The sequence below is a fragment of the Aurantimicrobium sp. genome (assembly GCF_036667855.1).
GTDB lineage: Bacteria > Actinomycetota > Actinomycetes > Actinomycetales > Microbacteriaceae > Aurantimicrobium.
On the sequence record NZ_JAVWTF010000018.1, the window covers coordinates 21,428 to 34,055 of the forward strand.

Sequence of the window (12,628 nt, forward strand, 5' to 3'; positions counted from 1 at the left end):
ACCAATGAAGTGCTAACAGTGACTAGAAATTTTCATCCAGCTCGCGTATCATTAGAGCAGTGGCGGGCAGTAGCCCTAAGAGCTTGGCAGTGTTCCGGACGGTTCGCGAGCCAGGCTCACACTTTTTAAGTGAGATAAATTACTTCGTCCACAATGGGGCTACTCCTTCTGAGCCAGTCACCACCGCTGTTGAATGACCACGCAACAGCATCGCTCACCCACAGCAGTGGATGTTCGTGAGGACCAACAAGCGAATATTGCAGTGAGGTTTCCTGCGCTAGGAGTATTCCGGCAATCACTCGCCGATCAGCTTGCACGATGGACTCATCACGCTCAATGACTAACGAGAAGATTTCCGAATCTACCGCCATACCAATTAGAGCCTTAAGGCATAAGGCTCGAGCCTCTTTTTCAGAAAGCCCCTGGCAAACAAATACGGTCACACTCAAATCCAATCTGGACATTACAGACAGAATTTCGCGTCTACGGCTGTCGCTCTCACTTTTGAAGTGAAGGCGTCGTTGGCCAGTTTTTAGCAGTTTCCTCAGAGCCTTATCTGAATCTCGGAGTGTGTTGATTTCTGAACTTGTAGCTACCAGAAAATAGCCACGTTCTTTCGATTCATCTACAAAAACTTTGTCTGCCCGCTTGAATGCCATGGCCAGAATTTAGCTCCAACCACTGACACCCATAAGAGTCGTTAAGGGCCTTGTGGATAGTTCAGAAGGTCGCTTAAACAACTGTGGCTCCGGATAAACCGGAGCCACAGTGAGTGCTAAACGAATTTAGCGAACAACAATTGCGAGAACGTCGCGAGCCGAGAGAACGAGGAATTCCTCGCCTGCGTACTTCACTTCGGTTCCGCCGTACTTGGAGTAGATAACCTTGTCACCTTCGGCGATGTCCAGAGGAACACGGTTACCGTTGTCGTCAATGCGGCCGGGGCCTACTGCAACGACAACGCCCTCCTGGGGCTTTTCCTTGGCAGTGTCAGGAATAACGAGACCGGAAGCAGTGGTCTGCTCGGCTTCAACCTGCTTGATAACAATGCGATCTTCGAGCGGCTTGATGGCGACCGACACGGTTGACCTCTTTCTTGAACTAAGTATGGGATTAGCACCCGAACGTATCGAGTGCTAACTACGAGTGTACGGCGTGAACTAGCACTCGCGCAATGTGAGTGCCAGCTCAAGGATTGGTAGGTTTACAACCATGGAGAGCGCTGAACTACGCGAATTACTCACCCCCGAAGGGGTAGCGTTGCTGGATTCTCTTCCTCCCTACACTTCCAGCACAGACGTGCTGAAGATTGTTGCCGGCTTACGCAAAGACGGAAATTCCGCGTCATTAGTGGCCACTGTGCTCACCCAAGCCAAGCTGCGCGGCAAAGCAGTGGCCAAGTTCGGGGACTTTGCCCAGCGCATGCTCTTCACAGAAGCAGGGCTCGAGCAGGCCACCCGGCTTCCCGTTGCTGCTCTTCATGCCGGTCGTTATGTTCGCGCAGGGCTCACAAGCGTAGCCGACCTCGGCTGTGGAATTGGAGCAGATGCATTGGCCTTCGCGGGGGCAGGCCTGCAGGTTCATGCCGTGGATGCTGACGAGGTCACCGCTGCCATCACCACCTACAACCTCTCCCCCTTCCCCGAAGCCAGAGTAAGTCATGGCACGGCTGAAGAAACTGATCTCTCCGATGTGGAGTCGGTCTATCTCGACCCCGCCCGTCGTACCTCCGGCCACACCAACACCAACCGTTTAGCTAACGCAGAGGATTACTCCCCCTCGCTCGACTTCGCATTCGGCTTGGCAGAAAAACTCCCCACCGGCATCAAGCTCGGCCCCGGCTTTGACCGCGACCTTATTCCTGACACTAGTGAAGCTCAATGGATCTCGGTCGGCGGTGACGTAGTTGAGGTGGGACTGTGGTTTGGTCCGCTGAAGCGCGAGGGCATTACCCGCGCAGCTCTGGTGATGAATGCGGACGGACTCCACGAACTCACCGCTGCTGCCGACTCGGCAGATGCCGAAGTGGGAGAACTGGGACAGTATCTCTATGAACCAGACGGTGCTGTTATTCGAGCACGCCTGATCGGTGACTTTGCCAGAAGCATCGGCGCCCACATGCTCGATGAGCACATTGCCTATATGAGCAGTGACGTTGCCGTGAGCACACCCTTTGCCTCCACCTTCGAGGTGGTGCACGAGTTTGCGCTGGATGTGAAGGTGCTGGCTAAGGAACTCAAGTCACGTGGCATTGGCACACTCGAGATCAAGAAGCGCGGTGTAGATATCGATCCCGCAGAGTTCCGAAAGCGCCTGAGTCTTTCCGGTAAGAACAGCGCAACGCTGTTCTTGACCCGCCTCGGCGAGCGCCGGGTGGCAATTCTTGCTCAGCGCCTCTAATACGTAATTGCCAAGATGGCGGTGAGCACAATCACGCCCGAGACAATCTCGACATAGCCCAGCACAACCGCCCACTGAGCGAGTTTCAATCCCCGCTGGTTACTCTTCTTGATTTCGTTGATGGCTTTGTTGCCCAAGATGACAGCGAGCACACCTACGACCAGAAGCAAAACACAGGCAATGGCGACTACCGCCCACGCATTCCAGGTGGCTAAACGTTCTTGGCGTGGTGTGGTCATAGTTCTAATTTAGTAGCCGGTCTTCAGGACATGCTCCAGCATGTCCACGAAGTAGTCTGCTGACTCTTGAGTAATCACAAGTGGTGGTTTGATCTTCAGCACGTTTTGGTAATCACCCGTGGGTTGCATGATGACACCGAGCTCTAACAGGCGATTACAAATCGCTTCTGTTTCTTCAGTCGCAGGCTCAAGGGTTTCGCTGTCTCTGATGAATTCCAGGCCGAGGTAGAGGCCAGAGCCGTGAACCCTGCCCACGATGGGGTAGTTCTCAGAGAGAGCCTGCAGGCGCTGCTTGAGGCGAGTGCCCACCTTCAATGCGTTTTCTTGCAGACCTTCATCTTTGATGATGCCCAAGATGGCCTTGCCAATCTCGCTGGAGACGGGTGAGCCACCTGTAGAAGAGAAGAAGTAGCCCTGAGTGCGATAGCGGTTCGCAATCTCACGGCTGGTGATCACGGCCCCAATGGGGTGACCGCCACCAATGGACTTTGCCACGGCCACGATGTCAGGGATGACACCTTGCTGGTGGAATCCCCAGAACCATTCACCTAAGCGGCCGAAGCCAACCTGGACTTCGTCCGCAATGGCGAGGCCGCCCTGTGCACGAACAGCGTCATAGACCTGCTTGAGATACCCATCGGGCAGAGCAACACCGCCGGCGTTCCCGAAGTAGGACTCACAGATGAAACCGGCAATGGGTTTGCCAATACCCTCAATCACCTTGACGGCCTCGGGGCCATACTTCACGGCATCCACGCCGCGGTGAATACCGCGGTAGGAGTTGGCCGCATCCACGGTGTGGATCCAGTCAGGGCGAGTACTCAACGCATTGGGGTTATCTGCAATAGAAGTTGACACGGCATCGCTGGCATAGGTCCAGCCGTGATACGACTCTCGCATGCAGACAATGTCTGGTCGACTTGTGTAGGCCATGGCAAGACGCAGGGCAAGGTCCACTGCTTCCGAACCCGAGTTCACAAAGAAGACGGTGTCGAGCTCAGGCGGCAGCGTCTCGGTAATCATCTCGGCGTATTCGGTAATCGCGTGATAGTTGAAACGCGAGTTGGTGTTGAGTAGGCGCATTTGATTCGCTGCTGCCTTCACCACACGAGGGTGGGCGTGGCCCACCGAGGAGACGTTGTTCACCATGTCGAGATAAACCCGACCGTTGGTGTCCATGAGGTATTCACGCCAACCACGTTCCATCTGTGGTGGGCGCTGGTAGTAGTGCTCCTGCACTTCAGCCAGAACATGTTCGCGGCGCTCGAGAAGTAGCTCAGGGTCAGCGACGTGGCCCATCTCGATGCCGAGTGCCTCGGTGGGGTCACCCAGCAAGCTGCGCCACCCGGTTGCCAGTTCTGCTGTTACCCACGAAGGAATCTCAACGCCCTCGAAGAGAGGAGAAACAGTGATGGCTTTGCGGGCAGGGAGAGTAGTTCCGCTGATTCCCTCAGCGGAGAAAGAAACACTGTGGCCGTCCACCGTCACGGTGAGAACACCAGGCTGTGTTTCAACTGAAACCGGTGAAGAAATCTCTGTGGCCTCAGCCAGCCAGATGGTGGCGTGGGTGGGGATGACATCGGGTGAGCTCTGTGTGCGAGAAGGTGCACCGGTGAGAACCGGTAACCACGCAGGTAACACAGCGAGCTGGGAACCGTTGTCGAGTGCAGAGAGCGCTGCTTTCTCCAGAGTGTCTGAAGAAAGCCAGGCACCTTCATCGTTGAGTGTGGAAGTGGTGCTCGCATCCAGGATTTCAGCCTTGGTCACCGAAGAAAGCACATTGCCTCCGGTCCACTTCGGCGAGGAAATGCTGAGTCCCAGACTGTGACGAATGGTGGCGGCCATCACGACAGGTGGAACAGAGAGTGCCTGCACCAGGATGCGCATCTCCCGATCGAGCGCACTCGTGGCGTAGTCATTGTGTTCGTCGATGCGGCTTTGTTGACGTCCACTCAAGACCAAGACAGCACCACGCTGAATGACCAATGGCCACAGCGCCTCAATCTCGTCCTCACTCAAGGGGCGAAGGGCGTGGAATGCCTTGATCGCCGGAAGAACACTGACCGGGGAGACACCATCGTGGTGAAGCATGCAGGAGACGGTGGTGGCAATCTCGCCCACGGCCCACGACTTCGCTACGTCACCAAAGTCGAGCACTGCGTCAGGAACCGAGTGCTTGTCGGGACACATGATGTTGTCATCGGTGATGTCGAAGTGACCCATTTGCTGAGGCAGGGTGGGGCCAACAGTTGCCAAGATTGGCGCGGTGACCTCCACTGCGCGCTGAACGAGGGAGACCACGTCAGCATCAGGCTCTTCGGAGAGGAGTTGATCAATCACTTTTTCCGCATAGCGGAGGTCCCATTGCAGCACGCGACCGCTGGCAGGGTGAGAGAAATCTGCCAGGCCCGTGCTGACCAGTCCTGCAATCTCACCCATGCGAGCAATGGCATGTGGGGAGAGGTAATCCGAGCCCATGAAGTTGGTGCCGGGAATGAACTTGATCACACGGGCGTGAATACTGCCCTGCGATGTTTCCCACATCGCGGACATGGCGCCCTGCTCGCCTTCCACAATCGAGGGAATGCGCAGGTCAATCTTGCCTGCCAGATGGGCAGCTGCCTTATCTTGCATCTGGATTTCTGCCTCCGAGAAGGCAGGGTTGCTGAGCTTGAGAACTCCCAGAACGTCTCCTGAGTCATCCAGGCGCAGAACGAAGTTCTGATCCTGCTGGCTGCCGAGGGAGGAAGCAGTGGTGGCAACACCGAAATACTTGTGAACCAGCTCCACTACTTCCGAATCCGGAAGGGTGGGTGAGGGAAGCTCAGTCTGAGTGAAGTAGTTGAAGATCTCGGTAGCCATAGCTTTTCTATTCTTGTGCTCAATGCCCGTTGTTACTAGTTGCGCTTAACCACTCACGCCACCAACCGCGAACAGTTGGTGGCGTGACAAGAGTGGTTCTTTAGTAGTTGTAGTAGCTGTTCATACCCGAGGCAATAACGACGCCGAAGAAGGCAATGAGGAGAACAGCGACGAGAACACCAAGGCCCAGGCCGATGTAACCGGTGATGAGACCGGCGAGTGCCAGACCTTCACCCTGCTCGCCGGTGCGACGAACTTCCTTGCGTGCCATGTGTCCAGTCACCACAGCAACAATGCTGGAAACAAAGGGGATCACGGTCAGACCCGCGATACCGGCAACGAGGGCAACAATGGCCAACACGTTGGTCTTGGCAACGGGAACTGCCTCAGGGGTCACAACAGTGACAGGCTTTGTTGCTTTGGGGGTCTTGGGTGCAGCTTTTTCAGTCATAGTTCAATTTTAGTGAACATGGATGTCTGTAACTGGGAGAGTGCTGTCAGCTCCGAAGTTCAGTGAGGAAGGTTCTGCGCCTTCCATAATCAGCTCAGAGGCTAATGCGGCAATCATGGCGCCGTTGTCTGTGCAGAGTGAGAAGGCAGGAATACGTAGTTCCACACCCGCCGAAGTAGCACGCTGCTGCGCGACTTCGCGCAGGCGTGCATTGGCCACGACGCCGCCACCGAGCAACAGCCTAGGTACGCCGTAGTCCTTGCACGCAGCAATGGCTTTGCTGGTGAGAACATCAATGACAGCTTCACGGAAGCTGGCAGCCACATCTGCGATGGGAATTTCTTCGCCAGCGTCCCTGCGCACCTCAACCCAACGGGCAACCGCTGTCTTGAGTCCCGAGAAGGAGAAGTCGTAGCGGTGCTTCTCCATGTCTTTAGGCAGGGTCAGTCCGCGAGGAAAACGAATAGCTTTGGGGTCACCATCTGCCGCAACGCGGTCGATGTGGGGACCACCGGGATAGGGCAGACCAAGTATTCTGGCCACCTTGTCAAAAGCTTCACCGGCGGCGTCGTCGATGGTCTCCCCCAGCAACTCCACGTCACTGGTGAGATCACGAACCAGGAGCAGTGAGGTGTGACCACCAGAAACCAACAGCGCAATGGTGGGGTACTCGAGGGGTCCTTCTTCACCCAACACATCTGCACCGACGTGACCAACCAGGTGGTTCACGGCATAGAGCGGCTTATTCAGTGACAGTGCCAATGCTTTCGCTGCACCCACGCCGACCATCAGTGCGCCACAGAGACCAGGGCCGCTGGTCACAGCGACAGCATCAAGCTCATCGAGCGTGATGCCCGCTGTGGCAACAGCTTCGGTCAAGGCTGGGCGCAGTGCTTCGAGGTGTGCACGGGCAGCAACCTCAGGAACCACACCGCCATAGCGAGCGTGTTCATCCATCGAGGAGGCAATGACATTGGCCAGCAGTTCGCGTCCGCGAACAATACCGATGCCGGTCTCATCACAGCTGGTTTCAATACCCAGAACTAAGGGGGCGTCACGGTTCATCACAGATCCGCTCCCTTCTTCATGATCACAGCGTCCACACCTTCAGGCTGGTAATAGCCGGGGCGCACGGCAATCTCCTCAAAGCCGAGGGAGGCATAGAGGGCAATGGCATGGGGGTTATCGGCACGAACTTCTAGGAACACTCGAGTGGCATTGCGCGCTTCTGCTTCATCCAGCAGCGCCGTCATCAGACGGCGCCCAAGGCCTGAGCTGCGAAACTCAGGCAACACGGCAATGGTCTGAATATCGCCATCACCTGAACCGCGAGGAGCTAACAGGCCGGCATAACCGACCACTGCAGGCTCACCGCCCAAGGCATCCGTGTGTGCTTCGGTGACAAGATAGAAACAGTTCCTATCTCCCACGTCACGTGCCATGGCTTCGAAAGACCATGCTTCACCGGCAAAGACGGGTGTCTCGATTTCCATGATGGCAGGCACGTCATCGGTCGTTGCCTGGCGCAAGACGATGCTGTCGATCATTTCTTGTCACCTCGCATCTCCTGCACAACCCGCTTAGGGCCGTTGCTCATGGTGACATCCGGCGAGCGCAGATAAAGCGCCTCGAAAGGAAGGAAAGATCGACCGGCATCGAGCCTGCGCTGAGCGAGGACACCCAACCAGGTTGCCGGCACTTCCGTGGCCTGAACATAGGCACTCTCGGTTGCATCGAACTCACCGGGCTTCTGAATGGCAGGCCCATGATTACGAACAGGGCACCCCTGCTCATCGAGTCCGTTATAGAAACTCACATACTCTTCCTTGCGGCGAGCATCGGTGGTGACCACCACGTTGTTGTCAGGATCCGTATCAAGGAACTCCAGCGCTATGGCGTCGTGGCTATTCATGGGCAGCAGGATTGCCCCGCTACCGAATGCGAACGCATCGGCGGCAGCAATCCCGACCCGCAGACCCGTGAAGGGTCCTGGTCCCATGCCCGCAGCAACGTGGGTCACGTCGCTGGAGCCAACTCCTGCCTCCGCGAGTACCTCATTGATAAAGCTGCCAATGATCTCAGCGTGACGCATGGTGTCGGGGGTGGAGCGAGAAGAAAGAACTGTACCGTCCTTCACCAGCGCGATGCTGGTGCCGGCAGAGGTGTCGATGGCGAGGATGACATTACTCATCAGGAGTTCCACCTCTCGCCATGGCCGGTGAGGGTGACGGTGCGGGGCTCAATCAGTTCCTCACCGAGCTCGCCCGCATTGGCTCCCTCAGGACGTTCAATGACGACGTCAAGCCAGGAGTCCACGATGCCATCGAGCATCCCTGCACCCCACTCAACCACGACGACGGAGTGTGCAAAGTCAATGTCGAGATCATCGAGTTCGACAGCACTGTTCAAACGATAGGCATCCACATGAACCAGGGGTGGACCGTCGACCAAGCTGGGGTGAGTTCTGGCTAGGACGAAGGTGGGGCTGGTTACCAGGCCACGAACACCCAAGCCTTCACCGATGCCACGGGTCAACGTGGTCTTTCCAGCACCGAGTGGGCCGGTGAGGACCAGGACATCACCAGCACGCAGTGCTTTGCCCAGCTCGAGGCCAAGTTCGTGCATCTGGTCCGGATTCTCAATAGTTCGAGTTCCGAGCATTACGCGTTCCTTACGTACTCATATTCGAGTCGGGTGCCAATCAGGCGCGTGACAATCTCATAGGCAATCGAGTTCGCTGCAGCTGCCCAGTCGTGCACGGACGGGTGCCCCTGAGCAGGATCTCCAAAGAGCACCACGTGGTCACCGACGGCAACGGGGTCATCGCCCACGTTGACCAGGAACTGATCCATCGCAATACGGCCGGCAACGGGATAGGTTTCTCCGTTGAGCAGGACAGGACCATTCATGGATGCGTCACGGTTGATGCCATCGCCATAACCCAAGGGGAGCAGGGCCAAAGTAGTTTCGTGGGCTGTGCGGTGAAGGTAGCCGTAGCTCACACCCGTGTTCTCGGGAACGCGGCGAACAGCCACCACGCGGGTTTCCAGCGTCATGGCAGGAGTGAGTCCGAACTGTTCTGGACGCAGCTCCTCGGTGGGGCCGATGCCATAGGCAGCAATACCGGAACGAACCATATTAAAGCGGGTCTCCGGCAGGGTCAGCGCAGCCAGCGATGCAGCGAGGTGAACGAACTTGGGCTCTAGGCCGGCGTCCTTCAATTCTGAAAGTCCCACTGTGAACACCTTGAGCTGTTCGAGGTCGTCAGCATCGGAGGTGTTGGAGAGGTGACTCATCACGCCCTCCACATCCAGATCACCGGAAGCGTGGAGCTCCGCTGCCGTGCGCATGAAGTCTGCCCACTGCTCGGGGCTGGCACCATTCCGGCTCAGGCCGGTGTCGAGCTTGAGGTGAACACGAGGTGTTGTCTTGTTGCGGTGACCAGCAGCTGCAATCGCGTTCAGCTGCGCAACTGAGACAGCACCCAAGGTGATGTCGGCAGCAACCGCTTCGTCGAAAGTTTCATCAGGTGCGTGGATCCAACACAGCACGGGAGCAGTGATGCCAGCCTTACGTAGAGTGAGAGCCTCGGCAATATCTGCCGTCCCCAGCCAGGTTGCTCCGCCGGCAAGGGCAGCCTTTGCGGCCGGAACCATGCCGTGGCCATAGGCGTTGGCCTTGACCACAATGAGGACGTCGTCCACGCCAGCGATCTCACGTATGCGCTTCACGTTGCCGGCGATGGCATCCGTGTTGACCTTGGCTATGCGGAAAGGGGTGTGACTCATGCGGCACTTCCTTCCGCAACAACGAACGCCACAGCTGCGTTGGCATCGTGAGAGATTGACAGATGCACGCTGTCGATGCCCTTGCTACTGGCCATCTCGGCAGCTGCACCGCTTAGATCAAAAGAGGGTTTACCCAGTTCGTCCTTGACCACGACCATGTCGTGGAAGGTCATCGACCCGGAACCACCCAAAGCTTTGATCAAAGCTTCCTTCGCAGCGAAGCGACCAGCAAGAGAGTTCGCAGGGAGCTCACGCTCAGCATCCGTGAAGAGACGCTCCCCCAGCTTGGGCGTGCGTTCTAACGCCCGCGTGAAGCGAGCGATGTCGACAATGTCGACCCCCACTCCCAGAATCATGAGTGGCTATTCGACCGTGACCGACTTGGCCAGGTTACGTGGCTGGTCAACATCCAGTCCCTTGGCGTCAGCGAGCTCCATAGCGAAGATCTGCAGAGGCACGACAGCGAGGATGGGCTCGAACATGGGGTCGGCCAGAGGAATCTGGATGACCTCATCGGCATAGGGAAGAACGGCGGCATCGCCCTGCTCGGCAATGGCAATCACGCGAGCGCCACGGGCACGGATCTCTTGGATGTTAGAGACAACCTTGGAGTGAATCAATGCAGAACCACGGGGGCTGGGAACAATGACGAACACGGGCTGACCGTGATCAATCAGAGCAATAGGACCGTGCTTAAGCTCGCCTGCGGCGAAGCCTTCAGCGTGGATGTAAGCAAGCTCCTTGAGCTTGAGAGCACCCTCGAGGGCGATGGGGTATCCCACGTGACGACCCAGGAAGAGAACAGATGGAGTGTCACTCATCCACTTGGCCAGCTGCGCAATCTTTTCGCCGGTCTCGATAACCTTGGTGACCTTGGCAGGCAACGCCTGGAGGTCAGTAGCGAGACGGCGGAGTTCCTTCTCGTCCACCGTCTTCTTGGAGTGAGCGATGTGGAGACCGATCAAGTAGAGCGCAGTGATCTGTGCAACGAAAGCCTTGGTGGAGGCAACGGCAACCTCAGGACCTGCGTGGGTGTAGACCACAGCGTCAGATTCACGAGGGATGGTTGCACCCTGGGTGTTACACACCGAGATGGTGCGTGCGCCCTGTTCGCGGGCATACTTGACCGCCATCAGGGTGTCCATGGTTTCACCAGACTGGCTGATCGAAATGACCAAAGTCTCAGGGGTGATCACGGGGTCGCGGTAACGGAACTCGTGCGAGAGCTGAACCTCAACCGGAATGCGGGCCCACTGCTCAATGGCGTAAGCGCCGACCATGCCGGCATAGGACGCGGTGCCACAGGCAACCAAGATGATGCGGTTGATGCCGTTCAAGACATCGTCACCGAGTTCGGTCAGTTCAGGTACCTGAACGAGCCCATCCACGACGCGTCCGCGAACAGTGTTCGCCACAGCGTCGGGGTTCTCGGTGATTTCCTTCGCCATGAAGGAAGACCAGCCACCCTTTTCGGAGGCTGAAGCATCCCAGGCGATTTCATATTCTTCGATGGAGACAGGAGTTCCATCGAAGCCAATAACGTCAACCGAGTCAGGAGTGATAGCTACCACCTGGTTCTGACCCACTGCTGCAGCACGCTTGGTGTATTCGACGAAGGCGGCAACGTCCGAGCCAAGGAAGTTTTCGCCGTCGCCCAAACCAATCACCAACGGTGAGTTGTGGCGAGCAGCAACGATGAGGTGGGGTGCATCGGTGTGCACCGCAAGCAGAGTGAAAGCACCTTCGAGACGGTTGACCACGAGGCGCATTGCTTCGCGCAGGTCACCAACCTCGCGGTAAACATCACCGAGTAGAACTGCAGCCACAGCAGTGTCTGTCTCCGACTCGAACTCGTAACCCTTGGCCAGAAGCTCGACCTTGATCTCGGCAAAGTTCTCAATGATGCCGTTGTGAATGAGAGCAAGCTTGCCCTCATCACCCAAGTGAGGGTGTGCGTTCACATCGGTGGGTCCACCGTGGGTGGCCCAGCGAGTGTGGCCAATACCAGTGTGACCGGGAACCAGAGGCTGTGCCTGAAGCAGGTCAACCAAGGCCTGGAGCTTGCCGGCCTTCTTGGCGGTTTCAATAGTTCCGCCATCGGTCAGGATGGCAACACCTGCCGAGTCATACCCTCGGTACTCCTGACGCTTCAGACCGCCCAAAAGAACGGCAAGAGTGTCTTGCTGACCGACGTAACCCACGATTCCACACATAAGGGTTCCAGTTTAGTTCACGAGCGGCATATCGCCTGCGTAGGGCAGAATAGGCAGGTGAGGCTTGAGCAGACCGGTGCCATCAATGTGCACACCACCCCCTTCGTGGAAATCTCCCGCGATGAGTGGGCTGAGCTCGCTCCCACCACCAAATCTCCGCTCACTGAGGCCGATATTGAGAGCCTGCGTGGCCTCGGGGACCGCCTGAACCTGCAAGAAGTAGAAGATGTTTATCTTCCACTGAGCAGGTTGCTCTCGATTTATGCCTCGGGAGCACGCAAACTTCACCGCGACACCTCGAACTTCCTCGGCGAGCGCGCCACCACCACGCCTTTTGTTATTGGTGTGGCGGGGTCGGTTGCAGTGGGTAAGTCCACCGTGGCACGTCTGCTGCAAATGCTCATGGCTCGCTGGGAGGACACTCCCCGTGTTGAGCTGGTCACCACCGACGGTTTCCTCTATCCCAACGCCGAGTTGGAACGCCGCGGCATCTTGGATCGCAAGGGATTCCCGGAATCCTATGACCGCCGTGCTCTGCTTCGCTTTGTCAGCAAGATCAAGAGCGGTGCTGAGGAGGCAACCGCTCCGGTCTACTCTCACCTCAGCTATGACATCTTGCCCGACGAGAAGATTGTGGTGCGCCAGCCGGATGTTCTCATTGTCGAAGGCCTCAAT

14 protein-coding genes are annotated in these 12,628 nt (G+C 57.1%); 2 read left to right on the plus strand and 12 right to left on the minus strand.

The annotated features are described in order from the left end of the window. Positions 1 to 125: 125 nt before the first annotated feature. Positions 126 to 371, minus strand: coding sequence for a hypothetical protein (locus RR877_RS05420; RefSeq protein WP_162532625.1), 246 nt, complete (start codon positions 369 to 371; stop codon positions 126 to 128). Between the two features lie 414 nt (positions 372 to 785). Beyond that, positions 786 to 1,082 (minus strand): co-chaperone GroES, encoded by a 297-nt coding sequence (gene groES, locus RR877_RS05425; RefSeq protein WP_110232760.1) that lies wholly within the window; start codon positions 1,080 to 1,082, stop codon positions 786 to 788. Positions 1,083 to 1,212: 130 nt separating this feature from the next. Here groES and RR877_RS05430 point away from each other — a divergent pair, with 130 nt between their 5' ends. Then, positions 1,213 to 2,400, plus strand: a complete 1,188-nt coding sequence (locus RR877_RS05430) for a class I SAM-dependent methyltransferase (protein WP_332550966.1) — start codon at positions 1,213 to 1,215, stop codon at positions 2,398 to 2,400. On the opposite strand, the gene RR877_RS05435 is transcribed toward RR877_RS05430, so the two are convergent. From RR877_RS05435 to glmS, 10 genes are all read right to left on the minus strand, one after another. Then, on the minus strand, positions 2,397 to 2,639 hold the full coding sequence (locus RR877_RS05435) for a DUF4190 domain-containing protein (protein WP_332550965.1): 243 nt from the start codon (positions 2,637 to 2,639) through the stop codon (positions 2,397 to 2,399). The two genes, RR877_RS05430 and RR877_RS05435, sit on opposite strands and share 4 nt — an antisense overlap. Positions 2,640 to 2,648: 9 nt before the next feature. Then, on the minus strand, positions 2,649 to 5,501 hold the full coding sequence (locus RR877_RS05440; protein ID WP_332618966.1) for an aminotransferase: 2,853 nt from the start codon (positions 5,499 to 5,501) through the stop codon (positions 2,649 to 2,651). Positions 5,502 to 5,601: 100 nt separating this feature from the next. After that, a complete protein-coding gene (locus tag RR877_RS05445) occupies positions 5,602 to 5,952 on the minus strand; it encodes a DUF4190 domain-containing protein (RefSeq protein WP_332618965.1) in 351 nt (116 codons plus the stop codon). A gap of 9 nt (positions 5,953 to 5,961) precedes the next feature. Beyond that, positions 5,962 to 7,017 carry a tRNA (adenosine(37)-N6)-threonylcarbamoyltransferase complex transferase subunit TsaD gene (gene tsaD / locus RR877_RS05450; protein WP_332550974.1) on the minus strand — a complete coding sequence of 352 codons (1,056 nt, stop codon included), beginning with the start codon at positions 7,015 to 7,017 and terminating at the stop codon, positions 5,962 to 5,964. After that, positions 7,017 to 7,499 carry a ribosomal protein S18-alanine N-acetyltransferase gene (rimI, locus tag RR877_RS05455; RefSeq protein WP_332618964.1) on the minus strand — a complete coding sequence of 161 codons (483 nt, stop codon included), beginning with the start codon at positions 7,497 to 7,499 and terminating at the stop codon, positions 7,017 to 7,019. The genes tsaD and rimI overlap by 1 nt, the downstream gene beginning before the upstream one ends. Then, complete coding sequence (gene tsaB / locus RR877_RS05460; RefSeq protein WP_332550962.1) at positions 7,496 to 8,143, minus strand: tRNA (adenosine(37)-N6)-threonylcarbamoyltransferase complex dimerization subunit type 1 TsaB; 648 nt, start codon at positions 8,141 to 8,143, stop codon at positions 7,496 to 7,498. Before tsaB ends, rimI begins: the two co-directional genes overlap by 4 nt. After that, on the minus strand, positions 8,143 to 8,613 hold the full coding sequence (tsaE, locus tag RR877_RS05465) for a tRNA (adenosine(37)-N6)-threonylcarbamoyltransferase complex ATPase subunit type 1 TsaE (protein ID WP_332550961.1): 471 nt from the start codon (positions 8,611 to 8,613) through the stop codon (positions 8,143 to 8,145). Before tsaE ends, tsaB begins: the two co-directional genes overlap by 1 nt. Then, on the minus strand, positions 8,613 to 9,740 hold the full coding sequence (gene alr, locus RR877_RS05470; RefSeq protein WP_332618963.1) for an alanine racemase: 1,128 nt from the start codon (positions 9,738 to 9,740) through the stop codon (positions 8,613 to 8,615). The genes tsaE and alr overlap by 1 nt, the downstream gene beginning before the upstream one ends. Continuing rightward, positions 9,737 to 10,096 (minus strand): holo-ACP synthase, encoded by a 360-nt coding sequence (locus RR877_RS05475; protein WP_332618962.1) that lies wholly within the window; start codon positions 10,094 to 10,096, stop codon positions 9,737 to 9,739. The genes alr and RR877_RS05475 overlap by 4 nt, the downstream gene beginning before the upstream one ends. A gap of 6 nt (positions 10,097 to 10,102) precedes the next feature. Continuing rightward, the gene (gene glmS, locus RR877_RS05480) at positions 10,103 to 11,953 is read right to left on the minus strand and encodes a glutamine--fructose-6-phosphate transaminase (isomerizing) (RefSeq protein WP_332618961.1); all 1,851 of its coding nucleotides are present in this window, start codon (positions 11,951 to 11,953) and stop codon (positions 10,103 to 10,105) included. A gap of 57 nt (positions 11,954 to 12,010) precedes the next feature. On the opposite strand from glmS, the gene coaA reads away from it, so the two are divergent. Beyond that, positions 12,011 to 12,628: type I pantothenate kinase (gene coaA, locus RR877_RS05485; RefSeq protein WP_332627779.1), on the plus strand; the 618-nt coding region annotated here is incomplete at its 3' end.

Coding starts and splice junctions, on each gene's coding strand:
- glmS (WP_332618961.1), bottom strand. CDS start 11,953: ATGTGTGGAATCGTGGGTTACGTCGGTCAGCAAGACACTCTTGCCGTT.
- tsaE (WP_332550961.1), bottom strand. CDS start 8,613: ATGCTCGGAACTCGAACTATTGAGAATCCGGACCAGATGCACGAACTT.
- RR877_RS05430 (WP_332550966.1), top strand. CDS start 1,213: ATGGAGAGCGCTGAACTACGCGAATTACTCACCCCCGAAGGGGTAGCG.
- RR877_RS05475 (WP_332618962.1), bottom strand. CDS start 10,096: ATGATTCTGGGAGTGGGGGTCGACATTGTCGACATCGCTCGCTTCACG.
- tsaB (WP_332550962.1), bottom strand. CDS start 8,143: ATGAGTAATGTCATCCTCGCCATCGACACCTCTGCCGGCACCAGCATC.
- RR877_RS05420 (WP_162532625.1), bottom strand. CDS start 371: ATGGCGGTAGATTCGGAAATCTTCTCGTTAGTCATTGAGCGTGATGAG.
- RR877_RS05445 (WP_332618965.1), bottom strand. CDS start 5,952: ATGACTGAAAAAGCTGCACCCAAGACCCCCAAAGCAACAAAGCCTGTC.
- RR877_RS05435 (WP_332550965.1), bottom strand. CDS start 2,639: ATGACCACACCACGCCAAGAACGTTTAGCCACCTGGAATGCGTGGGCG.
- RR877_RS05440 (WP_332618966.1), bottom strand. CDS start 5,501: ATGGCTACCGAGATCTTCAACTACTTCACTCAGACTGAGCTTCCCTCA.
- alr (WP_332618963.1), bottom strand. CDS start 9,740: ATGAGTCACACCCCTTTCCGCATAGCCAAGGTCAACACGGATGCCATC.
- tsaD (WP_332550974.1), bottom strand. CDS start 7,017: ATGAACCGTGACGCCCCCTTAGTTCTGGGTATTGAAACCAGCTGTGAT.
- rimI (WP_332618964.1), bottom strand. CDS start 7,499: ATGATCGACAGCATCGTCTTGCGCCAGGCAACGACCGATGACGTGCCT.